The following is a 24,429-nucleotide window of genomic DNA, read 5'->3' on the forward strand; positions in this document are numbered from 1 at the left end:
CATTGAGTTACAAACATCTTTTTCTTAGTGTGCCCAAGGTCGTCGACCCTTTGCAATCCGCTCATGGCCAGTTCACCACAAGGTCAGGCCAGATGCGTTGCCACTCCTTGGCCCTGACCCGTTCGCTAAAGATACGGCTCTCCTGGCGACAGCGCGGATTGGGGCTCACCACCAGGGACCAGTTGGGGGCAAAGCCGTAGGGGGCCAGCCACTCGAACCCGTCATCTGCCAGCAGGCGGACCCCGATGCAGGTGGGCACCTCTACCCAGTGGCTGAGGGCCGAGAGCGAGCTGGCAAAAGGAGGCACCTGCTGGCGCAGATGCATGCGGGCCTGGTTGCGCACCTCCCACTGCTGGCCCGGCATCCTGGCGGCGAGCCAGGCTTCGTGATCGGCCTCCTTCAATCCAGTCGGATCAGCGCTGTCCAGATAGATAAGATCGATGTCGTTGAGCGGGGTGGGCTCGGCCTTGTCATGGAGGTGATCCCAGATTAGGTTGCGCACAAACCCCGCCCCCAGGGCCCAGTCGGGCAGCGCCAGCTCCCGCGCAGCCCGGAGGCAATCCATGCGCGGGTGATCAGCTCGCAGCAGGGCCTCGGTGCAGGCTCGCAGGTGCGCCTCCCGCAGCGGCCCGGCTTCAACCTGCATTGCGGCGCAACCAGACGTCGATGTAGCTGCAGCTCGGCACTATGGTGAGCCCCTCAGAGAGGGCCCAGTCGTAGAAGCGGCGGGCCAGCCTGTCGGCAATCCCCTGTCCGCGCAGCTCGGGGGGAACCTGGGTGCTGTAGGCGTCCACCGTGGTGGCGTCCAGCCGGCGATAGGCAAGGCGGGAGAGCTTGCCGTCCACGGTGCAGACAAACTGCTGCTGATCGGCCTGGTGAAGGATGTCGCTCATCGGGAGTCCTCTCTGGGTGAATGGGAAGATCAGAACATGGCGGACAGGGTTTGCCAACGCCATTCTTTGCGCCCATGGTGGGCTCGCTTACACTGGCCAGCCTGCGAATGGTCGCAAGGCAAGGTATAGAACATTGAGAGAGGATGGATCCGTCATGGCCTTCGCCACCCTGGACGATCTGATAGGCAACACCCCGCTGCTGGCGCTGCGCCGCATCAATCCGCACCCCGGCGTCACCCTGCTGGTGAAGCTGGAGGGCAACAACCCCGCCGGCTCCGTCAAGGACAGGGCGGCGCTGAACCTCATCAGGCAGGCAGAGGCGAGTGGTCACTTAGTGCCAGGAGCCCGGCTCATCGAGGCCACCTCCGGCAATACCGGCATCGCGCTGGCCATGGTGGCGGCGTCCCGGGGTTACCGGATGCGGCTCATCATGCCGAGCAACATGAGCCAGGAGCGGCGCGATGCCATGCAGGCCTACGGCGCCGAGCTGGTGCTGGTGGAAGAGGGCATGGAAGCGGCGCGAGACCTCGCCCTGGTCATGCAGGCGCGGGGGGAGGGGCTGGTGCTCGATCAGTTCAACAACCCCGCCAACCCGGATGCCCACTACCGCTCCACCGGCCCCGAGATCTGGCGCCAGAGCGGCGGGGCGGTCACTCACTTCGTCTCGGCCATGGGCACCACGGGCACCATCATGGGGGTCTCCCGCTACCTCAAGGAGCAGAACCCGGCGGTGGCGGTGATCGGCCTGCAACCGGCCGAGGGGAGCCAGATCCCCGGCATTCGTCGCTGGCCCGAGGCCTACCGGCCCGCCATCTTCGAGCCTGCGCGGGTCGATGGGGTGCTGGATGTGACACTGGAAGAGTCCCTCGTCATGATGCGCCGCCTGGCGCGGGAAGAGGGGATCTGCTGCGGCGTCAGCTCGGGTGGCGCCGTGGCCGGGGCCTTGCGGGTGGCGGCAGAGATCGGGCAGGGGGTGGTGGTGGCGATCATCTGCGATCGGGGGGATCGCTATCTCTCCACTGGGGTCTTCACCCCCGATGCCTGACGGGCAAGGGGCCTGCTACTCCCAGGCCCGCTCCAGCAGGGCCAGCAACTGGTCCCTGTCCGCATCCTTGCGGTTGTAGAGCAGGGCGCCGTCGTTGATGGCGAGATCCCGGATCCCGGGCAGCAGCGTCTTGTCGGTGAGGCCCGCCTCCCGCAGGGTGCGGGGCAGCTTGACCGTCTGCCACAGGGTATCGCGCAGTGCCTGCAACGCCTCGATGGTGGCCTGGGGTCTCCCCTCGGCCGGGGTCGCGGCAAAGCACTCCGGCCCCACCAGGGGCAGCAGCAGGCGGGCGAGCTCGGGGTCGATGCCGGGCCGGTTGTAGTCGAGCACGGTGGGCAGGAAGAGGTTCATGCAGAGGCCATGGGGCAGGTGGCAGCGTGCCCCCAGACTGTGGCCGAGGGCGTGCACCAGCCCCACCATGGAGTTGGAAAACGCCATGCCCGCCAGGGTGGAGCCCTCTGCCAGTTGCAGCCGCAGGCCCTTGTCCGTCGGGTGGGCCAGCACCCTGGGCAGGGCGGTGGCAATCTTCTCCACCGCCATCAGGGCCAGGGCGTCACTGACCGGGTTCTTGCCGTTGCCGATGAAGGCCTCGATGGCGTGGGTCATGGCATCCATGGCGGTGGCGGCGGTGATGGGCAGCGGCAGCCCCAGGGTGAAGCGGGGATCCAGCACCGCCAGCCGGGGCAGCAGGAAGGGGGAGGTGAAGGGCACCTTGCGCCCGCTCCCTTCGTCCTTGATCACCGCCACTAGGGTCACTTCGGAGCCGGTCCCCGCCGTGGTGGGGACCACCGCCAGGGGGTTGAGGGGACGGGTCAGGCAATCCGCTCCGGCATAGTCGAGCAGCCGCTCGCCCCCCAGGGTCGCCAGTATGTTCACCGCCTTGGCGGTGTCGATGACGGAGCCGCCGCCAAGGGCGAGCAGGCTGTCACAGCCCAGCTCCCGGTAGTGGCGGGCGATCCGCTCCACCACGGCGGTGGAGGAGTCCGCCGGGATCTCGTCCCAGATGGCGGCGACCGGCAAGGCCCCTTCGGCCATCACATCGGCCAGCAGGGTGGCGAGCCCGCTGCCGCTGACCCCCTTGTCGGTGAGAAGCAAGGGGCGGCCAGCTCCCAATCCCCTCAAGGCATCCGGCAACTGTTCCAGTGCCAGCTCCCCCGCCATCAGCTTGACCGGGCAGAAAAAATCGTAATAACGGCTCATCCCGTTCTCCTCGTGTTCAACCGGTCAGCAGACCCAGATAGATGTGGCAGGCCCGCGCGAGCTTGCGATGCGGGTCCGGGTAGTGGCGAAGCAGGGGCCGCGCGATGAAGGCGGGCAGGATCAGGCTCTGCAACTGCTCAAGCGCTCGCACCAGGTGCATGGCCGCGTCGAGATCCCCCTCCACCAGCAGCCGGTTTTCGCAAAAGGCCTGGTTGATGCCGAGGCGAAAGCTGAGGGCGCGAAAGGCGACGGCGGGGTGCTTGAAGCGCACCCGCAGGGGGTGGGGGCCGTCATGGGCACAGGTCGAGTGCGCCCTGCCAGCCTCCTCACCGCAGTGCCAGCGCCCCGCGAACTTGTAGAGACTCAGCCCCCGGGTCATGCCGTTTACCTCCAGCCTGATGGTGAGGCCGTCCGGCAGGGGGGCAAGCTCGCGGTGCACCGCCTCGTCGACCCGGGCGGCGCGGCACAGGGTGCGGCCGATGATCCAGAGCAGGCTGCCAATCCAGAGGCGCCTGCCGGTGGCAAGCAGGGCGTCAGGGCGCATGGGAACCTCCGCTGATGGCGGACCAGAAGAGGGCGAAGGCGCTCTCCTGCCAGTGGGGGTCTTCTCCCAGTTCAGGCTGATCGACAAAGAGGGAGGCGCAGGCCAGAAACTGGCCCTGGCACACCTCCAGCATCAGGGCCGGCGGGGCCGACATCAGCTCGCCACTGGCCTGGCCCCGGGCGAGCAGGCTCGGCAGAAAATGCAGGGTCTCCGCCAGGATCTGGCTGCGCAGGGGGCGGGCCAGCAGGGGGGAGTGGAAAAAGCCCAGCACGAACCTGAGCTCACGGGGGTGGGCCTGCATCCAGCCCATGGCCTGGTGCCAGTAGTGGCGGGCCTGCTCCTGGAGCGGCAGGGCGGCATCGGCCTCGGTGATGGCGGCGCCAAGGCGTGTCTTGATGTCCTGGTAGAGGCTCTGGATCAGCACCTCCTTGCTGGGAAAGTGATGAAACAGGGTGCCATTGGCCACCCCGGCCGCCTTGGCGATGCGGGCGGTGGCGGCGCCCTGCAGGCCATCCTCGGCGCACAGGGCCAGGGCGGCATCCAGGATCTGGCGGCGTTTGTCGGTCATGGTCTCTCGCATCTCGCCTCCTAGCGCAGGAACAGGGCCATCATCAACCGCTGGTACCAGCGCCGATAGGGGGGGTGAATGAGGGAGCCTGTGCTGAAGCGCCCGCGGCGCAGCACGGTTTTCGCCTTGGAGAAGGTGAGAAACCCCTCGCGGCCGTGATAGTGGCCCATGCCGGAGGGACCGATGCCGCCGAAGGGGGCATCGTCCGCCGCCACCTGGAACAGACTCTCGTTGATGGCCATGCCCCCGGCGTGGGTCTCCCGGATGAGGCGGCGCTGCAGCGTCTCGTCCAGGCTCATCAGATAGAGCGCCAGGGGGCGGGCCCGGGCCGCCACATAGGCCAGGGCTTCCTCGATGTCGTCATAGGGCACCAGGGGCAGCAGGGGGCCGAAGATCTCCTGCTGCATCACCTGGCAGTGGCCGGGCACCTCGGTCAGCAGGTGGGGCACCAGTTTGCGGGTGGCGTCATCCCGGGCGGGCGTGACGCAGGAGTGGATCTGGGCGCCGGCCTGCCTCGCCTCCTCCAGCCAGGCGATGAGCCGCTCGTACTGGGGGGGGTTGATGATGGCGCCATAATCCGGGCTCTCGAGCCCCTGGGGGTAGAGGCGGCTAAAATGGGCCTGATAGGCCTCGATAAAGGCCTGCTCCTGCCCCCTCGGCAGCAGCACGTAGTCGGGGGCCACGCAGATCTGGCCGGCGTTGAGGCTCTTGCCGAAGATCATCCGCTCCACCGCCAGGGCCAGGGGCATGTCGGGGGCGATGAGACAGGGGCTCTTGCCGCCGAGCTCCAGGGTGAGGGGGGTGAGCTGGGGGGCGGCCGCGGCCATCACCAGCCGACCCACCGCCGTGGAGCCGGTGAAGATGAGATGGTCGAAGGGGAGGGCGCTGAAGGCGGCCGCGATCCCCGCATCCCCCTCGATGACCACCACCTCGTCACCGCCGAGGGCCTCATCGAGCAGGGTGCGCAGCACGGCGTTGGTGTGAGGGGTGAACTCGGAGAGCTTGATCATGGCGCGGTTGCCGGCGGCGAGGGCGCCGATGAGGGGCCCGAGGCTCAGCATCACCGGGAAATTCCAGGGCACCATGATGCCGACCACGCCGAGGGGCTGATAGTGCACCTCGACCCTGGCGGGGGCCAGCAGCAGGCCGGAATGACGGCACTCCGGTTTCATCCACCCCTTGAGCCGTTTCAGGGTGTAGTTGATCTGCATGACGCAGGGGAGCACATCGGCGATCAGGCTGTCGTAGTCGCTGCGCTGGCCGTAGTCCCGGGCCAGGGCCTGACACAGTGCCTGTTTGTGGCGCAGCAGCCCCTGCTTGAGGGCATCAAGTCTGGCGCGGCGGGACGCCAGATCCGGCATGGGGGTGGCCTGGCTGGCCTGCCTGAGCCGATGCAGCTGCTCGGGGAGGGAGAACTTGTCCGGTGAGGCGGGGGTGACGGTGGTGTCCATGGCATGCTCCGCACGAAAAGTGACCGACTGATTAGTCGGTCCAAATCTAGCGATTCGTTGCCGACTTGTAAACTGGGCGAGGGCAGAGGGTGGCTGCCAGTGGGCAGCGTTGCCCGGAACTGTGTCCGGGCTCCCATTTTTGAGGCATCCGGATTGGTCTTCTATCTAATAAGGGGTAATTGTGGGTCACCAACTCGGAGGGAGAACCGCACATGACCAGGGAATTGCATAGCTTGCTGGCCCGGCTGGATGACGTGATCGCGCGCATGCCGGACAGTTTCAATACCTATGAGTTTGCCCAGAAGCTGGCGCTGCAACATCAGCAGGAGTATTTCGCCGCAGGCCACTCCCTGGCGGGCCAGGAGAAGAACCTGCTGCGCCTGCTCCACGAGAAGATTGCCCTGGCGCTGGCGAGCCATGAGGGCGTCATCGAGGGGGCACTGCTGCCCTGCATGACCCCCTGGGGAGAGCGCGCCACCTCACCCCGCTGGCACCGCAAGCACTGACCCGACAACAACATGAAAAGGCCCCGAGGGGCCTTTTCATGTTTGGGGTCGCACCTACTGGACCAGCCTGCGGGCCTGCCAGTAGCGGCTGTTCCAGTAGACGTTGTCGAGGCGAGAGCGGATCACGCCCTTGCTGGTGGAGGCGTGGATGAACTCACCTGCCCCGGTGTAGACCCCGACGTGGTACTGCTGCCAGCCGGTCTTGAAGAAGACCAGGTCCCCGTGCTGGAGACGGTATCTGTCCACCGGGCGGCCGAGGCTCGCTTGGGATTCCGTGGTGCGGGGCAGGGTGAAGCCCAGCACCTGGCTGTAGGCGAGCTGGGTGAAGGCGGAGCAGTCGAGACCGGCGCGGCTGGTACCGCCCATGCGATAGGGCACGCCGCGCCACTGCTGATAGAAGTTGTCGAATGCGCCGCTCTGGCGCACGGGAGGGGGAGGCTCCGGCGTGCTGGAGCAGGCGGCGAGAAGCAGGGCCAGCAGGGGCAGCAGCAAGGTGCGAAACATCTCAACTCCTTGATAGGGCACGGGGTTCATCATAGACGATGATCCTGCCTGGAACCTGAATGACAACGGCATTGACGAGTGGCCGCCTGTGGGGCAGCCACTGGATCACCCCGCCGGTTTGGGGGTAATGAGCGGCGTCAGCAGCTCGGCAATCTTGTAGAAGGTCTGTACCCGGGTGGTGCTGGGGCGCCACACCAGGCCTATCTCCCGATAGGGTTTCTCCCCGGGCAGGGGAATGGCCACCAGGTCCGTGTTGTCGAGGATGCCCGCATCTATGGCCATCTGGGGCAGGAAGGTGGTGCCAAGACCGGCCCCCACCATCTGCACCAGGGTGTGCAGGCTGGTGGCGGCGAACGGGTTGATCTTGCTCTTGTCCCGCAGCCGGCAGGCGCTCACCGCGTGCTCCGTCAGGCAGTGCTCCCGCTCCAGCAGGAAGATGCTCTGGTTGGGCAGCTCCTTGTAGTCGAACGGCATGTGCAGGCCCGCCGCCATGTGGGAGGGCATCACCATGTGGAAGGGATCCTGGCCGACGGTCTTGCTGTGGAAGCCGCCGATCTCAACCGGCAGCGCCAGGATCAGCAGATCGAGCTGCCCCTGCTCCAGCTGCTTGAGCAGATTGGTGGTGGTGTCTTCCCGCAGCAGCAGCTCCAGATCCGGATAGGCCTTGCCGCACACCTGCAGCAGCTTGCTCAGCAGGAAGGGGGCGATGGTGGGGATGCAGCCAAGGCGCACCGTGCCGTGCATGACGCCCCCCTGCTGCTGTCCCAGCTCCATCAGGTCCCGGGCGTCGGAGAGCAGGTTGCGCGCCCGCGCCACGATTTCCATGCCGACCGGCGTCATGATGAAGCTCTTGTGATCCCGCTCCACCAGTTGCAGGTTCATCATGTCCTCCAGGGTCTGGATCCCGGTACTCAGGGTCGACTGGCTGACATGGCAGGCCTTGGCGGCGCGGTTGAAATTCTTGTGCTCGTCCAGAGCGACCAGATACTGGAGCTGCTTCAGGCTGGGCCAACGTTGCATAGGAGAAACCCGATCGATGCTATCTATTTGATTTGATTAATCTACCATCGAGAAGCCCCGTTGTCGTCGACAAATCGGTGCCCCCTGGCAGGCGCACTGCCTCACGCACATGGGTGGCCTGCGCCGATGAGCTGGTCACCCCTCATTGGTCAGGAGCTTATCCCCTTGTGCCGCGCCATTGAAGGGGCGCCGCCATGGGATGTGACGGGGATCGGCCTTCGGGCGGGGCGCCCTGCGCGCAGGAGCGGCCATAAAAAAACGCGCCGGTGGGCGCGTTTTTGCAGAAGGGGGGGGCGGACTATTCGTCGAAGATACCGAAGTGATCCTTGGCGAAGTTGACCCGCTGCTCCACGTTCATCTTGACCTGACCCAGCTTCTCGATGGTCTTGAGGTTGGGCACCAGGCCGCGACCGTTGGCGATCTGGATGGCAAGGCCCGGACGGGCGTTGAGCTCCAGCAGCATGGGGCCGCGGAACTTGTCCAGCACCATGTCGGTCCCGATATAGCCAAGACCGGACATCTCGTAGCAGGAGGCCGCCAGGTTGAGCAGGGTGTCCCAGTGGGGCACCTTCAGATCGTAGAGATCCAGGCCGGTGTCCGGGTGGTGGCGCAGCGGGTTGCCAAACTGCACCGCCCGCAGGGCGCGGCCGGTGCGCAGGCACAGGCCCACCCCCACGGCGCCCTGGTGCAGGTTCGCCTTGCCGTCGGAAGCCGAGGTGGAGAGGCGCATCATGGCCATCACCGGGAACCCCTTGAAGATGATCACCCGGGCATCGGGGACCCCTTCGAAGGAGTAGCCGTCGAACACGTCGTCGAAGTTGATGAGCCCTTCCACCAGCGCCACGTCGGGCTTGCCGCCGAGGGAATAGAGCCCCGCCAGGATGTTGGAGACATGGCGCTCCAGATCCTGGCCGTTGGCGGCGCTGCCGTTGGGCTTGTAGAAGAGGCCGTCCTCCTGGCGCAGGATCACCAGGATCCCCTTGCCGCCGGAGCCGCGGGCCGGCTTGATGCAGAAGCCCGGCCAGTCCTTCACCAGCTCGGTGATGCGAGTCACGTCGTGCTGCTCGCGGATGGTGCCGATGAGTTCAGGCACCGTCACCCCCGCATCCAGCGCGATGCGCTTGGTCTTGAGCTTGTCATCCACCAGCGGATAGAGGCGGCGCGGGTTGTAGCGGCTGATATAGGAGTGGTTACGCTTGTTCATGCCGAGGATGCCTGCCTGGGACAGGCTCCACGGACTGGTGTATTTCTGCCAGAACCACATCTGTTACTTGTCCTTACCCGGGGTGGCACCAGACTTCATCTCGTCCACCAGCGGCTTGAAGCGCTTGAGCTCGCTCAGCTTGTAGCCGGTGTAGTTACCCATCAACAGCACGGTCGCCATCAGCACCAGCTGCAGGCCGAGGAAGTTGAAGGTGAGGTGGCGAATGAGCTCGTTGTCCATGGCCAGGTAGGCGATGACCGCCACCAGCAGGGAGCCGCCACCCTGGCGGAACACCTCTTTGGGACCCTCTTCTTCCCACAGGATGGACATGCGTTCGATGGTCCAGGAGAGGATGATCATCGGGAAGAAGGTGATCTTCATGCCGTCGGTCAGCCCCAGCTTGAAGGCGAACGCCGAGAAGATGCCGATCATCGAGATCACCATGATGATGATCGCCGATATTCGGGCGACCAACAGCAGGTTGAGCCTCGAGAGGTAGGAACGGATCACCAGGCCGGTGCCGACGATCAGCAGGAAGCCGATGAGGCCGGTGACCAGCGAGGTCTGGATGAAGGCGACCGCGATCAGCACCGGCATGAAGGTGCCGGAGGTCTTGATCCCCACGATGACCCGCAGGAACACCACCATCAGCACGCCGATGGGGATGAGCAGCAGACCCTTGAACAGGGCTTGCTCTTCCAGGGGCAGGCTGTGGATGGAGAAGTTCATCATCTCGGATTTTTCGAACTTCTGGGCCAGGGCCACGTTGACCGGTTGCTCCTGCTCGATCATCGAGAAGGTGACGCGGGAGTTGTGACCGCCGGTGACGTCCAGTAGGGCGCCGGAGTTGTACTCCCACAGCAGCAGGTTGGCCGGTTGACCCTGTTCACCGCTTTGCGGGTTGAACAGCTTGTAGTCGGTCGGGCTGTTGAAGACCTGCAGGTAATCCACCAGCTCCTGACGGCGACGGCCATCTTCCAGGCTGAGGGCGTGAACCACCCGGGCCGGGACGTCCGCGTTGTTGAGCAGCTCGGCAATCAGATTGGCGCGGCTCTTGTGGGACTTGAGCAGCTCGGCATTCTGTTCCTGCTTCTCGATCTCCTTGATGATCTCGCGGGTCAGGGTGTAGCCGTCGGCGGAGCGCTCCTGGGCGCGCTCCAGGATCTGCTTCATGGCCGTGGCGTAGGGCTCGCTCTCGATCTGCTTCTCGATGGCGGGCGGCTGCGGGTTGGCGGCGGGCTTGGCATGGGCATCGGCCATCATGTCGACCCGGTAGTAGAGCTCCTGACGGCCGGAGGCGGCGCGGATGGACCACTCGGCGCGGGCATCCCCGTCTTTTTCCACGAACGACAGACCATAGCCCGGGCTCGCGGCGTTCTCGTTCATCAGGGTGAAGCCGGGCTGGGTGCCCGGAATGGCCAGGGAGGCGATCACCGGCTCGCCGGTGGCCTCGAACTCGAGCTTGGCTTCGATGGACCAGATCTGGCGCTTTTCACCCGGCGTGAGCGGGACGTCCAGCGCGATGTGATGATAGAAGGTCATCCCCAGGCCGACGATGTAGAGCAGGGCGACCAGCAGATAGAACGGCTTACGGGAAACCATGGATTATTTCACATCCTTGAGCTTGGGTTTGGGTTGGATATATTCGCGGGCCACGTCGACCACGGCGATGTCTTTGAGGAATTCACGGCCCAGCAGCACGGGGAAGGTCATGTCGCTGCGGTCCTTCAGGGTAAATTCCGCCTTCTCGGTCATGTCGCCGATGCGCACGGCGAGGCGGACCACGGGGCGACGGTCGAGATCGTCGGCGGAAGCCTGACGGACCCGCACGTGACGCACCAGGGGGGCTTCAATCTGGATCTTGTCGTCCATCTCCTGGTGGCTCAGGAAGAAGCGCACCCAGTTCTTGCCGTTGCGCTCGAAGATGGTGATCTCCTGAGCGCTGATGGAGGAGGTGGTGGCGCCGGTGTCGACCCGGGCCTGGAAGGCGTCGTTGGCGGCGTCAACCCAGATCCACTCCGCTTCACCCACCAGCAGCTTGCCATCGACGGTGTGGCCCTGGCTCGGCGCCGGGCACTTCTCGGTGGGAATGGGCATGGCCTTGGGCGGCTCGGGAGGCAGGGTAGCCAGCTTGCTGTCGACTTTCTTCACGGACTCTTTCATGTTGGTGACATCGGTGTTGAGCTGAACCAGCAGGTGCTGTTGCTGCACATACTGCTTCTGTTGCTGTTCCATGGATGTTTGCAGACGTTGCTCGCTCAACGAGATCTCGTTGCGCAGCTCGGCCAGCGTCAGGGTCGGGGCCGGGGGGGCTTTTTCCATACTGACACACCCGCCGAGACTGAGCAGGGAGAGCAGGGTCATTCCTTTTAATTTGCTTTTCATGTCATTCATTTAACTGTGCTTCCTGGAATTGGGTCAGTGTAACTTCCACAGCCGCCATCGGCTAGTCTTTGGCCTTTCTGGCGATCAGTACGGCACGTTTGGGTGCCGGGTATCCTTCGACCGTGAGTGCAGGATTGTGTGGATCCAGATAGTCACTCAGGGACTCGTTAATCATCCAGTCGGTACGACGCTGTTCGTCGGTGCTGGTCATATTCTCGTCGACGATGCGCACATCGGTGAACCCGCAGCGCTCGACCCAGCGTGTGAGGGCCGCGCTCGAGGGGAGGAACCAGACGTTGCGCATCTTGCCGTAGCGATCGGAGGGCATCAGCACCTGGTTTTCGTCGCCGTCCACCACCAGGGTCTCGAGCACCAGCTCCCCATCGTCTTTGAGCTGGTTGCGCAACTGCTCGATGTGCTCGATGGGGGACTTGCGATGATAGAGCACCCCCATGGAGAAGACGGTGTCAAAGGCGCGCAGCGCCGGCAGCTCCTGGATACCGAGGGGCAGCAGGTGGGCGCGCTGGTCGTTGTCCATGAAGTGGCGAATGGCCTCGAACTGGCAGAGGAACAGCGGGCTCGGGTCGATGCCGACCGCCAGTTTCGCCCCTTCCCCCACCATGCGCCAGAGGTGGTAGCCGCTGCCGCAGCCCACGTCCAGCACGTAGCGGCCCTGGAGCGGGCTGATGTGGGGCAGCACCCGATCCCACTTCCAGTCGGAGCGCCACTCGGTGTCGATGTGGATGCCGTGCACATGGAAGGGGCCCTTGCGCCAGGGCATGAGCTGGCGCAACAGGCTCTCGGTCTTCTTGCGCTCACCCTCTCCCAGGCTATCGGAGCCGCCGATGGCGACCCGCTCTTTGAGCTCGATCCGGCCGGGGGCCACGACGGGCAGCTTGGCGAGGGCGCGGTTCCAGCGCGGCAGATCCCCGTGCAGGTTGTCGTGCTGCCAGGCGTGCAGCTGGGCGGGCAGGGTGTGCAGCCAGTGGCTCAACCTGTTCTTGGCGATCAGTTGATAAAAATGGGCGAAATCGATCATGGCTTAGTTGGTGTCGCTGGCTTTGATGGCAATCATGGAGCCGAAGTTGAAGCACTGGAACCAGAGGTCCAGGTGGGTGAAGCCGGCGTCCCGCAGGCGCGCCTGATGGACCGCCAGGGTGTCGGTGCGCATCACGTTCTCAAGGGCGGTGCGCTTCTGGCTGATTTCCAGTTCGCTGTAGCCGTTGGCCCGTTTGAAGTCGAGGTGCAAGTCGATGAGCAGCTCGTTGACCTGCTCGTCATCGAAGCGGAACTTCTCGCTCAGGATGAGGATGCCGCCGGGGCGCAGGCCGTCAAAGATGCGCGCGATGAGGGCGGCCCGCTTCTCGGGGGCGACGAACTGCAGGGTGAAGTTGAGCACCACCACGGAGGCGTTCTCGATGGGGATGTCGCAGATGTCCGCCTCCACCAGCTCCACCGGCACCTCGGACTTGAAGCCCGAGAGGTGAGCGCGGGCCCGCTCGATCATGGGGTGGGAGAGATCCACCGCCGTGATCTGGCAGCCGGGCTGGGTGACGTGGCGGCGCATGGCCTGGGTCGCGGCGCCGAGGGAGCAGCCGAGATCGTAGAGGCGGCTCTGGGGCTGGGCGTAGCGGGCGGCCATCATGCCGATGGCGGAGATGATGTTGCTGTAACCGGGCACCGAGCGCTGGATCATGTCGGGGAAGACGTCGACGACCTGCTCGTCAAAGCAGAAGTCTCCCAGACGGGCAATGGGGGCGGCAAAAATCTGATCGTGCATGCTGACGCAACCTGACAGCCGGTGTGGTGGGCGGCTGTTTTATTCAATTGAATCTTGGGTGGACGGGCATCGAAATGGCGTCGTCACCGGTTGACGAACGGGGTGGCTTGCTCCGGGATCCTTCGGGCTGCCCCTGTTCGCAACGGGCCATGGTCCGGGCCCTCAGGGTGCCGGGCTGGGGTGGGCAACGCATTGCCATGCACCCAGGCCCGGGACCTTACTTGGGGCGCTAGTGTAGAGGAAAGGCGGGCGTTTGTCTTGACGCCAACCCCGGTGGGACCACAAAAAAGCGGCTTTTTTTGGGGATGGAGAAGGGGCGGGGAGGGGGCCGCTCAAAAGGGCAGCACCCCCTGGCGGGCGCGATCGTTTTCTCCCGGCCAGGGGGCCATCTCCTGGCCGAGCAGGCGGCTGATCTGCCGTGCGAGTTCGGGGGCCCGGGCATTGTCGGCGGTGTGGACAAAGAGGTAGAGATCCTTGCCCTCCTGGAGCCATTGTTTCCAATGTGGCAACCATGGTGGCAAAAAAGGGTGATTGTCCTCGATTTGAGGCAAACCAATCAGGCGCACCACCGGGGCACCCCCTGTGGCCAGCAGATGGACCGGCAACCTGGGTTTCTTGCCCTGGGCATCGATCATGGCGGCCGTGGTGGCGGGCACCGAGAAGAGCGGGCGGCTGTCGAGCATGATGCGATTGATGCCCCGCGCCATCAGCATCCGGTTGAGGGCCCGTTCCGCCTCCCCCTTGGCGAAGAAATCGGGGTGGCGCACCTCGAGGGCATAGGTGAAATCCTGGGGCAGCCGCGCGAAGAAGGCATCCAGACGGGCCAGCCCCTCTGGCCCGAAGCGGGCGGGCAGTTGCAGCTTGAGCAGCCCCAGCTTGTCGTGCAGGGGGGTCAGCAGGCGGATAAAGTCGCTGACCTGTTTGTCCGCGCTCACCAGATCGCTCTGGTGGCTGATCTCCTTGGGAAACTTGAAGCTGAAGCGAAAGTGGGCGGGGACCGCATCGGCCCAGCGCCGCACCGTCTCGGGGGTCGGCGAGGCGTAGAAGGTGGTGTTGCCCTCCACGGTGTTGAACACCCGGGCGTAGTGGGCGAGGTGTTCGGCGGGTTTGGCATTCACACCCAGAAGTTGACCGGGCCAGGCCGGATGTGACCACTGGGGCAGGCCCAAATAGAGGCTCATGACGGTTCCTGTCTGCGTGGTGAGGGCTTTTCTCCTCCTTTTTGCGCGAGAACAACAAAAAACAGGGCAAAGGAGGCTGCGGGCCATTTTACCCAAATGGAGGTTTTCCTCTATAATGCCAACCCTTTTGTTTGCCACATTGTCGTAATGCGCGCGACCGAGCCCCCGGGTGGCGATGATCGCGCCCCGGCAGTTGCCAGACAACGACGCTTGCCAACGCCTTCGCCCCCAGTCGTCATCCCCGCCGGGATCGCGGGGACGCGCCGGCATTGGCGGCAAGAGTCCGGCTCGGGGAGCCGGACGACCCGAGACAGATTTCAAACCGGGCAGGAAGCAGGATCTGGCCAGCTGTGAGACAGACGGTGCTTGCCAGTCGTGCCCGGCGACCCAGGATGAACCGTCTCTCTACCATTTCGAAGGAAGAAGTCCATGCGCTCTATCTATTGCGGACAGGTCAATGAGGCCCATGCCGGGCAGACCATTACATTGTGCGGTTGGGTCCATCGTCGTCGTGATCTCGGCGGCCTCATCTTTATCGACATGCGCGACCGCGAGGGCATCGTGCAGGTGTTCTTCGATCCGGACAAGCCGGACGCCTTTGCCCTGGCCTCCGAGCTGCGCGGCGAGTTCTGCATCCAGGTGACCGGTGTGGTGCGTACCCGCCCCGACTCCCAGCGCAACAGCGACATGGCCACCGGTGCCATCGAGGTGTTCGCCCACGAGCTGACCATCATCAACCGTGCCGAGCCGCTGCCCCTTGACTTCAACCAGGTCAACAGCGAAGAGGTGAGCCTCAAGTACCGCTACCTGGACCTGCGTCGCCCCGAGATGGCCAAGTACCTGAAGACCCGTGCCAAGGCCAGTGCCTTCGTGCGCCGCATCATGGACGAGCACGGCTTCCTCGACATCGAGACCCCGATGCTGACCAAGGCGACCCCGGAAGGGGCCCGTGACTACCTGGTGCCGAGCCGCGTGCACAAGGGCAAGTTCTACGCCCTGCCGCAGTCCCCCCAGCTGTTCAAGCAGTTGCTGATGATGTCCGGGTTCGATCGCTACTACCAGATCGTCAAGTGCTTCCGCGACGAAGACCTGCGTGCCGACCGCCAGCCGGAATTCACCCAGATCGACGTGGAGACCTCCTTCATGACCGCGCCCCAGGTGCGTGAAATCATGGAAGAGATGATCCGCAAGCTCTGGCTGCACATCCTGAACGTGGACCTGGGTGACTTCCCCATCATGACCTTCGACGAGGCCATGCGCCGCTTCGGCTCCGACAAGCCGGACCTGCGCCTGCCCATGGAGCTGGTCGATGTGGCCGATCTGCTGACCGAGGTGGAGTTCGCCGTGTTCGCCGGCCCCGCCAAGGATCCGAAAGGCCGTGTGGCGGCCCTGAAGGTACCGGGCGGCGCGGAGCTGTCTCGCAAGCAGATCGACGAGTACACCAAGTTCGTCGGCATCTACGGTGCCAAGGGCCTGGCCTGGATGAAGGTCAACGACGCCGGGAGCGGCATCGAAGGGGTGCAGTCCCCGGTGGCCAAGTTCCTCTCTGATGCCATCGTGCGCGAGATCCTGGCCCGTACCGGCGCGATGGATGGCGACATCATCTTCTTCGGCGCCGACTCCAAGAAAGTGGTGTGCGATGCCATGGGCGCCCTGCGCCTGAAGGTGGGCCGCGATCTGGGCCTGGTGGAGAACGTCTGGAAGCCCCTGTGGGTCATCGACTTCCCCATGTTCGAGGAAGATGGCGAAGGCGGCCTGGCGGCCATGCACCACCCCTTCACCGCCCCGAGCAACCTGGGCCCGGCCGAGCTGAAAGCGAACCCGGTGGGCGCTTACGCCAACGCCTACGACATGGTGATCAACGGCTACGAAGTGGGTGGCGGTTCTGTCCGTATCCACAACAGCGAGATGCAGTCCACCGTGTTCGACATCCTGGGGATCACCCCGGACGAGCAGCGCCTGAAGTTCGGCTTCCTGCTGGATGCCCTGAAATACGGCACCCCGCCCCACGCCGGCCTGGCCTTCGGTCTGGACCGCCTCAGCATGCTGCTGACCGGCACCGACAACATCCGGGATGTCATCGCCTTCCCGAAAACCACGGCGGCCGCCTGTCTGATGACAGACGCCCCGAGCTTTGCCAACCCGGCCCAACTGGGCGAGCTGGCGATTGCGACCACCGTCAAGGGTGACGAATAAGCCGTTATCGGCAACAAAGGCCGCAGCGATGCGGCCTTTCCCGTTTCCCCCTGGGCGCAACCAGTGTTACTGAAATTTCCAACTATAACGGAGAGTCCCTATGGCAGGTCACAGTAAATGGGCCAACATCAAACACCGCAAGGCGGCGCAAGACGCCAAGCGCGGCAAGATCTTCACCAAGCTGATCCGCGAAATCACCACCTCCGCGCGTCTGGGTGATGCCGATCCTGCCAACAACCCCCGCCTGCGTGCGGCGGTGGCGGCAGCCCTGACCAGCAACATGACCCGCGACACCATCAACCGCGCCATCGCCCGTGGGGCCGGCGGCGGTGACGGCGAGCAGCTCGAGACCATCGTGTACGAAGGGTACGGCCCGGCCGGTTCCGCCGTCATGGTGGAGTGCCTGACCGACAACCGCAACCGTACCGTGGCCGAAGTGCGTCACGCCTTCAGCAAGTGCGGCGGCAACCTGGGGACCGACGGCTCCGTGGCCTATCTGTTCACCAAGAAGGGGGTGCTGACCTTCGTGGGCGCCGATGAAGACGCCCTGATGGACGCCGCGCTGGAAGCCGGTGCCGACGACGTGGTGACCGAAGAGGACGGCTCCATCGAGGTGTATACCACCCCGAACGATTTCGGCACCGTGCTGGACGGTCTGGAAGCTGCCGGCTTCAAGCCCGAGAGCGCCGAAGTGACCATGATCCCCTCCACCGAGGCGGAACTGGATGCCGAGACCGCGCCCAAGCTGATGCGCCTCATCGACATGCTGGAAGATCTGGACGATGTGCAGGAGGTGTACCACAACGGCTCCATCTCCGACGAGATCGCCGCGACCCTGTGATTGCCTCTCGGGAACGCTGTGATCCCCAAGGGCAAGGGGAGGGCGACCACAACGGTCCTCTTCCCCTGCTCCGACGAGATTGCCGCGACCCTGTAATTGCCTCTCGGGAACGCTGTGAGACCCAGGGCAGGGGGGAGGGCGACCACAACGGTCCTCTCACCCGGCTCCGACGAGATTGCCGCGACCCTGTTCAGGTTCGCGAACACACAGGTGCGACACCTTGTTTACCTTCGCAAGAACGGCAGCTCGGGCTGCCGTTTTTTTATGTGCCAGACCGCGCACCTCCCCTTGTGGTTCGATTTCCTCTCTTAATGTTCGCTTAAGTTTGCCGTCCTAGGATGACCCCGTATCTGGACCTCCCTGGCTCTTGTCCTGTTTTTCAGGGCCGAGTGTCGGGATGGTCACCACGAAGCCTGCTGGCAGGTTGTTAGTTCCACTGGTTTGTCGGAGTCTCTCTATGCGTCTCACTCTGGGAGTGATGAAGGTCAATCTGTTGCTGGTGCTGCTGTTTGCACTGGTCTTCAACTGGCCCATTTTCCTGCACTTTTATCGCATTCTCAGCGCCCTTGAACACGTCAAGGCGGGGTTTGTCCTCTCCATTCCCCTGGTACTGGTGGCGGCCCTCAACGCGGTGTTCCTGCCCTTTACCTTCCGTTATCTGCTCAAGCCCTTTTTCGCCTTGCTCATCCTGACCGGCTCCCTGGTCAGTTACGCCATGCTCAAGTACGGGGTGATCTTCGACATGGGCATGATGCAGAACATCATCGAGACCAACAGCGGGGAGGCGGGCTCCTACCTCAACGGCTCCGTGGTGCTCTGGTTCCTGCTGACCGGCCTGCTGCCGGTGCTGGTCCTGCTGTGGGTGAAGATTGAGTACCCCCGTCCCTGGTACAAGGGACTGGGTCTACGCCTCGGTTCCATCGCCCTCTCCTTGCTGTTTCTGATGGGGGCTGCCGCCCTCTATTACCAGGATTACGCCTCGGTCGGGCGCAACAACAAGTCCCTCGGCAAGGAGATAGTGCCCGCCAACTATGTGCACGGGCTCTACAAGTACGCCCGGGATGTGGTCTTCGCCACTCCCATTCCCTACCAGCAGATCGGCACCGATGCCAGGGTGATCGGCCAGCATGAGAAGCCGACCCTGATGTTCCTGGTGGTGGGGGAGACGGCCCGCAGCCAGAACTACTCCCTCAACGGCTACAAGAAGGAGACCAACGGCTTCACCGAGAAGGAGGCCAATGTGGTCTCGTTCAGGAACGTGCGCTCCTGCGGCACCGCCACGGCGCTCTCCGTGCCCTGCATGTTCTCGAACATGACCCGGCGCGGCTATGACGAGGCCAGGGCCCAGTCCCAGGATGGCTTGCTGGACGTGCTGCAACATGCCGGGATCTCGGTGCTCTGGAAGGAGAACGACGGCGGCTGCAAGGGGGTGTGCAAAAACGTTCCCACCATCGAGATTGAGCCCAAGGCATTCCCCGCATACTGCTCCGGCAATGCCTGTCATGACGAGGTGCTGTTGCAGGGGCTGGATCAGCAGATCGCCGACATGCAGGGCAAGCAGGGCAGCAAGCTGGTAGCCTTCCACCTGATGGGCAGCCACGGTCCGACCTACTATCGCCGCTACCCGGCCGCCGATCGCGTCTTCCTGCCGGACTGCCCGCGCAGCGACATCGAGAACTGCAGCAACGAAGAGCTGGTGAACACCTATGACAACACCATCCGCTATACCGACAAGGTGCTGGCCCAGCTCATCGACAAGCTCAAGAGCCTGGAGAGCCAGTACAACGTGGGGCTGGTCTATCTGTCGGATCACGGTGAATCCCTCGGCGCCATGGGGCTCTATCTGCACGGCACCCCCTACAAATTCGCACCGGACGATCAGACCCGGGTGCCGCTCCTGACCTGGTTCTCTCCCCAGTTGCAGGCAGACCGTCAGCTCAATCTGGATTGCCTGCAACAGGAGGCAGCCAGCAAGCGCTTCTCCCACGACAACCTGTTCCACTCCATGCTTGGCATCATGGACGTGCAGACCCAGGTCTATGACGGCAAGCTGGATCTGTTCAAGCCGTGCCGGGCGGGGTAAACCTGCGAAAACAGACCATAAAAAAACGGCAGCCACCGGCTGCCGTTTTCGTGTCCGAAGGGGTAGGCCTTACTTTTGCTCCATGATGATCTGCAGCAGATCCCCTTCCAGCAGGGAGCGCTTGACCAGGGCGAAGCCGCCGATGGTGGGCTGGTTCTGGAAGCGCGCCTTCACGATGGGCAGGCCGCGATGGAAACTTGGCAGAGACTGGTGCTCGACACAGCGGCGGATGGCCGGGATCAGGATCTCTTCGGCGGCGGTGATTTCACCGGCGATGAGCACCTTCTGGGGGTTGAACAGGTTGACCGTGATGGCGATGGCGCGCCCCAGGTGCTCCCCTACGTTCTCGATCACGCTGCGGGCCAGCTCGTCACCGGCCACCGCCGCCTTGCACACCTCCTGGATGGTGATGTGCTTCTCTTGCAGCGAACTCAGGTGACCGCGGCTGATGAGTTCCTTCACCTTGTCGACGATGGCCTCGTTGGAGGCGATGGTCTCGAGGCAGCCGAAGTTGCCGCAGTGGCAGCGCTTGCCGAGCGGTTCGACCTGGATGTGGCCTATTTCACCGACGTTGCGGTTCTGGCCGAGAAACACCTTGCCCTTGGTGATGATGCCAGATCCCGTCCCTTGGTGGACACTCACCAAGATGGAGTCCATGCAGTCGCGGGACTCGCCGAAGAAGTGTTCGGCCAGCGCCAGCGAACGGGTGTCGTTGCCCACGTAGCAGGGGAGGTTGAAGTGGTGCTCCAGGAGCTTGGCGAGCCCCAGGTTGCGGATCTGGTAGGTGGGGGTGTAGATGACCATGCCGGATTCCGGGTTGACCAGACCCGGCATGGTCAGCGCGATGCTGATGAGGTTGCGGCTGCGATCCTGATTGGCGTCGATGAAGGCGCCAATCTCCCGCAGCAGCATGTCCACCACGGGTTGCTGCTCGATCTCGGTCACCTGGGTGATGTGTTGATCGAGCTCCTTGCCGTCGAGGTCATACAGGGAGAGCTGCAGGTAGCCGCGACCCAGCTTGGCGGACACAAACTGGAAGCGATGCTTGATGGTGGTCAGGGAGATGGCGCGGCGCCCGCCAGTGGAGGCTTGCGGCGAGGTTTCCCTGATGAGACCGTGCTCGATCAGTTGCCGGGTTATCTTGGTCACGCTGGCCGGGGCCAGCTGACTCAACTCGGCAATTTTGACCCGCGAGATGGGCCCCTGCAGGTCAATGAGGCGATAGACGACCGCACTGTTTACCTGCTTGATAAGATCTACGTTTGCTATTTGTCCGCCAGTCATAGTGTCACTGTGTTGTGTAGTGTCCGTTAACCACGGTCCCGCAGACCGCGAAGGCCTGATCAAAGACGGTGAGGTTGGCAATTTTTCCGACCTGGATACTACCGAGACGCGAGTCCCATCCAATGGCGCGAGCGGGGTAAAGGGTGGCCATTCTCAGTGCTTCGTCGAGCGGCAATCCGACCTGTTTGACCAGATTTTCCACCCCTTCGATCATGGTGAGGGCGGAGCCGCCGAGTGTACCATTCTCATCGACGCACTGACCATCGCGGAAATAGACGGTTGCGCCGCAAAAATCAAATTTCTCAAAGCCTTCCGGTGCACCTGCCGCCGCGGTGGCATCGGTGACCAGCACCAGCCGCTCCCCCAGCATCCTGTGCGCCAGGCGCACGTTGGCCCAGTGTACGTGGTGGCCGTCGACGATGATGCCCGCATAGACATCCTTGCGATCGTAGATGGCACCGACCACGCCGGGCTCGCGACCGTTCAGGGTCGGAGTCATGGCGTTGTAGAGGTGGGTGGCAAAGCGCATGCCGTTGTCAAAGCCCGCCATGGCCTGGTCGTAGTTGGCGGCGGTGTGGCCGGCGGAGACCAGGATGCCGGCTTCCACCAGACGGCGGATGTGCTCGGGCTTGTTGCGCTCCGGCGCCAGGGTGATCTTGGCGATGGCGTCCGCGTTGTCGCAGAAGAAGTCGATCATCTCGTCGGCGGGCTGGCGGATCTGTTCGGCCGGGTGGATCCCCTTGCGCTTGAGGTTGGTATAGGGCCCTTCCAGATGGACGCCAAGCACCTCGTTGGGGTGGGCGGCCATGTAGTCGCGGGTGACGGCGACGGCCTGCTTCATGTCCGCATCCGGGCTGGTGATCAGGGTCGGCAGGAAGCTGGTGGTCCCGGATTTCAGGTTGGCCGCCTGCATGGTGGCCAGGGTGTCCGTGGTGATGTGACCGTTGAACATGACGCCACCGCAGCCGTTGAGCTGCACGTCGATGAAGCCGGCGCTGAGGTTGGCGCCCTGGAGGTCAATCTGCTCGATGCCGGCGGGCAGTTCTGCCTGGCGGGAGATGGCGACAATCTTGTCGCCATCGATGACCACGCCATAACCGGTCAGCACGCAGCTGCCGGTGTAGAGAGTGCAATTAGTCAGAGCGTACATGGGGGCTCCTCAGAGGTGTTTGATGTTGTCGGCTTCCAGTTGCTGGAAGTAGCGCACCGTCTTGACCTTCAACTCCATGGTGGAAGGTTCGTCGCACACCACAATCCCTTTCGGATGCAGTTGCAGGGTGGAGATGGTCCACATGTGGTTGACGCTACCCTCCACGGTGGCCTGCAGGGCCTGGGCCTTGGCGTGACCGACCACCAGGATCAGGATCTCTTCGGCGTCCATCAGGGTGCCGACACCCACGGTCAGGGCCAGCTTGGGCACCTGCTCCATGTCGCCGCCAAAGAAGCGGGAGTTGGCGATGCGGGTGTCTTCGGTCAGGGTCTTGACCCGGGTACGGGAAGCCAGGGAAGAGGCCGGTTCGTTGAAGGCGATGTGGCCGTCATTGCCGACGCCGCCCATGAACAGGTGGATTTTGCCGTAGGACTTGATCTTGTCTTCGTAGCGCTGGCACTCGGCCACCAGATCCTCGGCGTTGCCATTGAGGATGTTGATGTTTTCCGGGCGAATGTCCACGTGATTGAAGAAGTTGTTGTGCATGAAGCTGTGGTAGCTCTCCGGATGTTCCTTGGGCAGCCCCACGTACTCGTCCATGTTGAAGGTGACCACGTTCTGGAAGCTCACCTCGCCGGCTTTATGCAGCTCAATCAGGCGCTTGTAGGTGTTGAGCGGGGTGCCGCCAGTGGGCAGACCCAGCACGAAGGGGCGCTCGGCAGTGGGTTTGAACGCATTGATGCGGTCAACGATGTAACGGGCAGACCAGAGACCCACCTGGCTGGCAGACTTCAACGGGATCAGGCGCATTCTATATACCTCAGTACGGTTGCCGCACAGGGAATGACGGCAAGGGACCAGACACGGATTCAAGTTGTTTTATAGCGTAAATAAAGATTGCGAACTAAGCCACATCTATCGGCTACCTTTATCTCTGTTGAGTGATAATGATCACGAAAGCTGGTTTATTAATTTGCGCAGCGAAATAAAACACATAGACTGCCAATCAAGCCTTGATGGCTTATGCGTCGAACGTGATAAGCACTTAATTTCTAGAAAAACACCAACTAAGGAGAGGAACCGTGAACATTCTCGGTTATTTGCAAAAGATCGGCCGTGCCCTGATGGTGCCGGTAGCGGTATTGCCTGCCGCCGCGATCCTGATGGGGATTGGCTACTGGATTGACCCGAACGGTTGGGGTGGCGGAAGCCCTCTGGCTGCGTTTCTGATCAAGGCGGGCGCCGCCATCATCGACAGTATGCCCATTCTGTTCGCCGTCGGCGTCGCTTACGGCATGTCCAAGGATAAAGACGGTTCCGCCGCGCTGGCCGGTCTGGTCGGCTTCCTGGTGGTCACCACCCTGCTGAGCCCGGGCGCCGTGGCCCAGATCAAGGGTATCCCGGCCGACCAGGTGCCGGCAGCCTTTGCCAAGATCAGCAACCAGTTCGTCGGCATCCTGTGTGGTGTCATCGCTGCCGAGCTCTACAACCGCTTCAGCAGCGTGGAGCTGCACAAGGCGCTGGCTTTCTTCTCCGGTCGTCGTCTGGTGCCGATCGTGACCTCCGTGGTGATGATCGTCGTCTCCTTCATCCTGATGGCCGTCTGGCCGGTCATCTACGGTGGCCTGGTGAGCTTCGGTGAATCCATCGTCAGCATGGGCTCCACCGGTGCCGGCATCTATGCCTTCTTCAACCGTCTGCTGATCCCGGTCGGTCTGCACCACGCCCTGAACTCCGTGTTCTGGTTCGACGTGGCCGGCATCAACGACATCCCGAACTTCCTGGGTGGCCAGTCCTCCATCGACGCCGGCAAGGCTGTCGTGGGCGTGACCGGCATGTATCAGGCCGGCTTCTTCCCCATCATGATGTTCGGTCTGCCGGGTGCCGCACTGGCCATCTACCACAGCGCGAAGAAAGAGAACAAAGAGAAGGTTGCGTCCATCATGATCGCTGCCGCCTTTGCCGCCTTCTTCACCGGGGTGACCGAGCCACTCGAGTTCTCCTTCATGTTCGTGGCGCCGGTACTGTACGTCATCCACGCCCTGCTGACCGGTATCTCCGTGTTCATCGCAGCCTCCATGCAGTGGATTGCCGGTTTCGGCTTCAGCGCCGGTCTGGTGGATATGGTGCTCTCCAGCCGCAACCCGCTGGCGACCCAGTGGTACATGCTGCTGGTACAGGGTCTGGTCTTCTTCGGCCTCTACTACGTGGTCTTCCGCGCCGTGATCGCCAAGTTCAACCTGAAAACCCCGGGTCGTGAAGATGACGAAGCCGTGCCGGTACAGGCTCAAACCACCGACCGCACCGAGCTGGCCAAGCAGTATCTGGAAGTGCTGGGTGGTCAGGAGAACCTGGTGACCATCGATGCCTGCATCACCCGTCTGCGTCTGACCCTGAAAGACCGCAGCATCGTTGACGAGCGCAAGCTCAAAGCCCTGGGCGCGGCCGGTGTGGTCAAGCTCGGTGAGCAGAACCTGCAGGTGATTCTGGGCCCATTGGCCGAGATCATCGCCGGTGAGATGAAAGCCCTGCGTTAATCGAGCGACTCGCTCACCTCAAGTCTAAGTCCATTGTTGACATAACTAAGGGCCCCG

Annotated in this window: 23 protein-coding genes; 6 read left to right on the plus strand and 17 right to left on the minus strand. The window is 63.4% G+C overall.

What is annotated here, in order from left to right; all coding sequences use genetic code 11:
• Window positions 1-61: 61 nt before the first annotated feature.
• Both C3F36_RS18210 and C3F36_RS18215 read right to left on the minus strand, forming a co-directional pair.
• The gene (locus tag C3F36_RS18210) at window positions 62-646 is read right to left on the minus strand and encodes a nucleotidyltransferase family protein (protein WP_104455629.1); all 585 of its coding nucleotides are present in this window, start codon (window positions 644-646) and stop codon (window positions 62-64) included.
• Complete coding sequence (locus C3F36_RS18215) at window positions 636-893, minus strand: GNAT family N-acetyltransferase (RefSeq protein WP_039039855.1); 258 nt, start codon at window positions 891-893, stop codon at window positions 636-638. The genes C3F36_RS18210 and C3F36_RS18215 overlap by 11 nt, the downstream gene beginning before the upstream one ends.
• Before the next feature lie 154 nt (window positions 894-1,047).
• On the opposite strand from C3F36_RS18215, the gene cysM reads away from it, so the two are divergent.
• Entirely contained in the window at window positions 1,048-1,938 is an 891-nt protein-coding gene (gene cysM, locus C3F36_RS18220) for a cysteine synthase CysM (protein ID WP_104455630.1), read from the plus strand.
• Between the two features lie 15 nt (window positions 1,939-1,953).
• Here the strand turns inward: cysM and C3F36_RS18225 are convergent, their stop codons facing one another.
• From C3F36_RS18225 to C3F36_RS18240, 4 genes are read right to left on the minus strand one after another with little or no spacing between them, the layout of a single operon-like run.
• Window positions 1,954-3,138 (minus strand): iron-containing alcohol dehydrogenase, encoded by a 1,185-nt coding sequence (locus C3F36_RS18225; protein ID WP_104455631.1) that lies wholly within the window; start codon window positions 3,136-3,138, stop codon window positions 1,954-1,956.
• Between the two features lie 16 nt (window positions 3,139-3,154).
• A complete protein-coding gene (locus tag C3F36_RS18230; protein ID WP_104455632.1) occupies window positions 3,155-3,682 on the minus strand; it encodes a hypothetical protein in 528 nt (175 codons plus the stop codon).
• Complete coding sequence (locus tag C3F36_RS18235) at window positions 3,672-4,262, minus strand: TetR/AcrR family transcriptional regulator (RefSeq protein ID WP_104455633.1); 591 nt, start codon at window positions 4,260-4,262, stop codon at window positions 3,672-3,674. The genes C3F36_RS18230 and C3F36_RS18235 overlap by 11 nt, the downstream gene beginning before the upstream one ends.
• Before the next feature lie 8 nt (window positions 4,263-4,270).
• Window positions 4,271-5,701 (minus strand): coniferyl aldehyde dehydrogenase, encoded by a 1,431-nt coding sequence (locus C3F36_RS18240; protein WP_104455634.1) that lies wholly within the window; start codon window positions 5,699-5,701, stop codon window positions 4,271-4,273.
• 212 nt (window positions 5,702-5,913) lie between these two features.
• Between C3F36_RS18240 and C3F36_RS18245 the strand changes: the two genes are divergently transcribed.
• Window positions 5,914-6,207, plus strand: a complete 294-nt coding sequence (locus C3F36_RS18245; protein ID WP_010674084.1) for a hypothetical protein — start codon at window positions 5,914-5,916, stop codon at window positions 6,205-6,207.
• Between the two features lie 54 nt (window positions 6,208-6,261).
• On the opposite strand, the gene C3F36_RS18250 is transcribed toward C3F36_RS18245, so the two are convergent.
• The 8 genes from C3F36_RS18250 to C3F36_RS18285 form a co-directional block, all read right to left on the minus strand.
• Window positions 6,262-6,711 carry a C40 family peptidase gene (locus C3F36_RS18250; protein WP_029314241.1) on the minus strand — a complete coding sequence of 150 codons (450 nt, stop codon included), beginning with the start codon at window positions 6,709-6,711 and terminating at the stop codon, window positions 6,262-6,264.
• Between the two features lie 105 nt (window positions 6,712-6,816).
• Window positions 6,817-7,731 carry a hydrogen peroxide-inducible genes activator gene (locus C3F36_RS18255; RefSeq protein WP_010674086.1) on the minus strand — a complete coding sequence of 305 codons (915 nt, stop codon included), beginning with the start codon at window positions 7,729-7,731 and terminating at the stop codon, window positions 6,817-6,819.
• Window positions 7,732-8,029: 298 nt separating this feature from the next.
• Window positions 8,030-8,995 carry an alpha-L-glutamate ligase-like protein gene (locus C3F36_RS18260; RefSeq protein ID WP_039039849.1) on the minus strand — a complete coding sequence of 322 codons (966 nt, stop codon included), beginning with the start codon at window positions 8,993-8,995 and terminating at the stop codon, window positions 8,030-8,032.
• A 3-nt stretch (window positions 8,996-8,998) separates the two neighbouring features.
• Window positions 8,999-10,537, minus strand: coding sequence for an inactive transglutaminase family protein (locus C3F36_RS18265; protein ID WP_041215543.1), 1,539 nt, complete (start codon window positions 10,535-10,537; stop codon window positions 8,999-9,001).
• A 3-nt stretch (window positions 10,538-10,540) separates the two neighbouring features.
• Window positions 10,541-11,329, minus strand: a complete 789-nt coding sequence (locus C3F36_RS18270) for an ATP-dependent zinc protease family protein (RefSeq protein ID WP_039039848.1) — start codon at window positions 11,327-11,329, stop codon at window positions 10,541-10,543.
• Window positions 11,330-11,381: 52 nt separating this feature from the next.
• A complete protein-coding gene (cmoB, locus tag C3F36_RS18275) occupies window positions 11,382-12,359 on the minus strand; it encodes a tRNA 5-methoxyuridine(34)/uridine 5-oxyacetic acid(34) synthase CmoB (protein ID WP_042017353.1) in 978 nt (325 codons plus the stop codon).
• Window positions 12,360-12,362: 3 nt separating this feature from the next.
• Entirely contained in the window at window positions 12,363-13,100 is a 738-nt protein-coding gene (gene cmoA / locus C3F36_RS18280; protein WP_010674091.1) for a carboxy-S-adenosyl-L-methionine synthase CmoA, read from the minus strand.
• A 332-nt stretch (window positions 13,101-13,432) separates the two neighbouring features.
• Window positions 13,433-14,281 (minus strand): DUF72 domain-containing protein, encoded by an 849-nt coding sequence (locus tag C3F36_RS18285; RefSeq protein WP_104455635.1) that lies wholly within the window; start codon window positions 14,279-14,281, stop codon window positions 13,433-13,435.
• 429 nt (window positions 14,282-14,710) lie between these two features.
• Here C3F36_RS18285 and aspS point away from each other — a divergent pair, with 429 nt between their 5' ends.
• The 3 genes from aspS (at window position 14,711) to C3F36_RS18305 (ending at window position 19,401) form a co-directional block, all read left to right on the plus strand.
• Entirely contained in the window at window positions 14,711-16,477 is a 1,767-nt protein-coding gene (aspS, locus tag C3F36_RS18295) for an aspartate--tRNA ligase (protein WP_104455636.1), read from the plus strand.
• 100 nt (window positions 16,478-16,577) lie between these two features.
• On the plus strand, window positions 16,578-17,318 hold the full coding sequence (locus C3F36_RS18300) for a YebC/PmpR family DNA-binding transcriptional regulator (protein ID WP_104455637.1): 741 nt from the start codon (window positions 16,578-16,580) through the stop codon (window positions 17,316-17,318).
• 457 nt (window positions 17,319-17,775) lie between these two features.
• Complete coding sequence (locus C3F36_RS18305) at window positions 17,776-19,401, plus strand: phosphoethanolamine transferase (protein WP_041212708.1); 1,626 nt, start codon at window positions 17,776-17,778, stop codon at window positions 19,399-19,401.
• Between the two features lie 69 nt (window positions 19,402-19,470).
• Here the strand turns inward: C3F36_RS18305 and nagC are convergent, their stop codons facing one another.
• The 3 genes from nagC to nagB are packed head-to-tail and all read right to left on the minus strand — an operon-like array spanning window position 19,471 to window position 22,645.
• Window positions 19,471-20,685, minus strand: coding sequence for a DNA-binding transcriptional regulator NagC (gene nagC / locus C3F36_RS18310; RefSeq protein ID WP_010674096.1), 1,215 nt, complete (start codon window positions 20,683-20,685; stop codon window positions 19,471-19,473).
• Window positions 20,686-20,689: 4 nt separating this feature from the next.
• Entirely contained in the window at window positions 20,690-21,835 is a 1,146-nt protein-coding gene (gene nagA / locus C3F36_RS18315) for an N-acetylglucosamine-6-phosphate deacetylase (RefSeq protein WP_039039842.1), read from the minus strand.
• A gap of 9 nt (window positions 21,836-21,844) precedes the next feature.
• A complete protein-coding gene (gene nagB / locus C3F36_RS18320) occupies window positions 21,845-22,645 on the minus strand; it encodes a glucosamine-6-phosphate deaminase (protein WP_010674098.1) in 801 nt (266 codons plus the stop codon).
• Window positions 22,646-22,917: 272 nt separating this feature from the next.
• Between nagB and nagE the strand changes: the two genes are divergently transcribed.
• On the plus strand, window positions 22,918-24,372 hold the full coding sequence (nagE, locus tag C3F36_RS18325) for an N-acetylglucosamine-specific PTS transporter subunit IIBC (protein ID WP_104455638.1): 1,455 nt from the start codon (window positions 22,918-22,920) through the stop codon (window positions 24,370-24,372).
• The last annotated feature ends 57 nt before the right edge of the window (window positions 24,373-24,429 follow it).

The sequence above is a fragment of the Aeromonas sp. ASNIH2 genome, from assembly GCF_002934795.1.
In the GTDB taxonomy this organism is placed as follows: Bacteria; Pseudomonadota; Gammaproteobacteria; order Enterobacterales; family Aeromonadaceae; genus Aeromonas; species Aeromonas caviae.

What these genes read in the sequence shown, in the direction of transcription:
- C3F36_RS18225 (WP_104455631.1), bottom strand. Translation starts at nt 3,138, where the DNA reads ATGAGCCGTTATTACGATTTTTTCTGCCCGGTCAAGCTGATGGCGGGG.
- C3F36_RS18245 (WP_010674084.1), top strand. Translation starts at nt 5,914, where the DNA reads ATGACCAGGGAATTGCATAGCTTGCTGGCCCGGCTGGATGACGTGATC.
- C3F36_RS18210 (WP_104455629.1), bottom strand. Translation starts at nt 646, where the DNA reads ATGCAGGTTGAAGCCGGGCCGCTGCGGGAGGCGCACCTGCGAGCCTGC.
- cmoB (WP_042017353.1), bottom strand. Translation starts at nt 12,359, where the DNA reads ATGATCGATTTCGCCCATTTTTATCAACTGATCGCCAAGAACAGGTTG.
- C3F36_RS18215 (WP_039039855.1), bottom strand. Translation starts at nt 893, where the DNA reads ATGAGCGACATCCTTCACCAGGCCGATCAGCAGCAGTTTGTCTGCACC.
- nagA (WP_039039842.1), bottom strand. Translation starts at nt 21,835, where the DNA reads ATGTACGCTCTGACTAATTGCACTCTCTACACCGGCAGCTGCGTGCTG.
- aspS (WP_104455636.1), top strand. Translation starts at nt 14,711, where the DNA reads ATGCGCTCTATCTATTGCGGACAGGTCAATGAGGCCCATGCCGGGCAG.
- C3F36_RS18300 (WP_104455637.1), top strand. Translation starts at nt 16,578, where the DNA reads ATGGCAGGTCACAGTAAATGGGCCAACATCAAACACCGCAAGGCGGCG.
- C3F36_RS18230 (WP_104455632.1), bottom strand. Translation starts at nt 3,682, where the DNA reads ATGCGCCCTGACGCCCTGCTTGCCACCGGCAGGCGCCTCTGGATTGGC.
- cysM (WP_104455630.1), top strand. Translation starts at nt 1,048, where the DNA reads ATGGCCTTCGCCACCCTGGACGATCTGATAGGCAACACCCCGCTGCTG.
- C3F36_RS18285 (WP_104455635.1), bottom strand. Translation starts at nt 14,281, where the DNA reads ATGAGCCTCTATTTGGGCCTGCCCCAGTGGTCACATCCGGCCTGGCCC.
- cmoA (WP_010674091.1), bottom strand. Translation starts at nt 13,100, where the DNA reads ATGCACGATCAGATTTTTGCCGCCCCCATTGCCCGTCTGGGAGACTTC.
- C3F36_RS18260 (WP_039039849.1), bottom strand. Translation starts at nt 8,995, where the DNA reads ATGTGGTTCTGGCAGAAATACACCAGTCCGTGGAGCCTGTCCCAGGCA.
- C3F36_RS18265 (WP_041215543.1), bottom strand. Translation starts at nt 10,537, where the DNA reads ATGGTTTCCCGTAAGCCGTTCTATCTGCTGGTCGCCCTGCTCTACATC.
- C3F36_RS18305 (WP_041212708.1), top strand. Translation starts at nt 17,776, where the DNA reads ATGCGTCTCACTCTGGGAGTGATGAAGGTCAATCTGTTGCTGGTGCTG.
- C3F36_RS18270 (WP_039039848.1), bottom strand. Translation starts at nt 11,329, where the DNA reads ATGAATGACATGAAAAGCAAATTAAAAGGAATGACCCTGCTCTCCCTG.
- C3F36_RS18240 (WP_104455634.1), bottom strand. Translation starts at nt 5,701, where the DNA reads ATGGACACCACCGTCACCCCCGCCTCACCGGACAAGTTCTCCCTCCCC.
- nagB (WP_010674098.1), bottom strand. Translation starts at nt 22,645, where the DNA reads ATGCGCCTGATCCCGTTGAAGTCTGCCAGCCAGGTGGGTCTCTGGTCT.
- C3F36_RS18255 (WP_010674086.1), bottom strand. Translation starts at nt 7,731, where the DNA reads ATGCAACGTTGGCCCAGCCTGAAGCAGCTCCAGTATCTGGTCGCTCTG.
- C3F36_RS18235 (WP_104455633.1), bottom strand. Translation starts at nt 4,262, where the DNA reads ATGCGAGAGACCATGACCGACAAACGCCGCCAGATCCTGGATGCCGCC.
- C3F36_RS18250 (WP_029314241.1), bottom strand. Translation starts at nt 6,711, where the DNA reads ATGTTTCGCACCTTGCTGCTGCCCCTGCTGGCCCTGCTTCTCGCCGCC.
- nagC (WP_010674096.1), bottom strand. Translation starts at nt 20,685, where the DNA reads ATGACTGGCGGACAAATAGCAAACGTAGATCTTATCAAGCAGGTAAAC.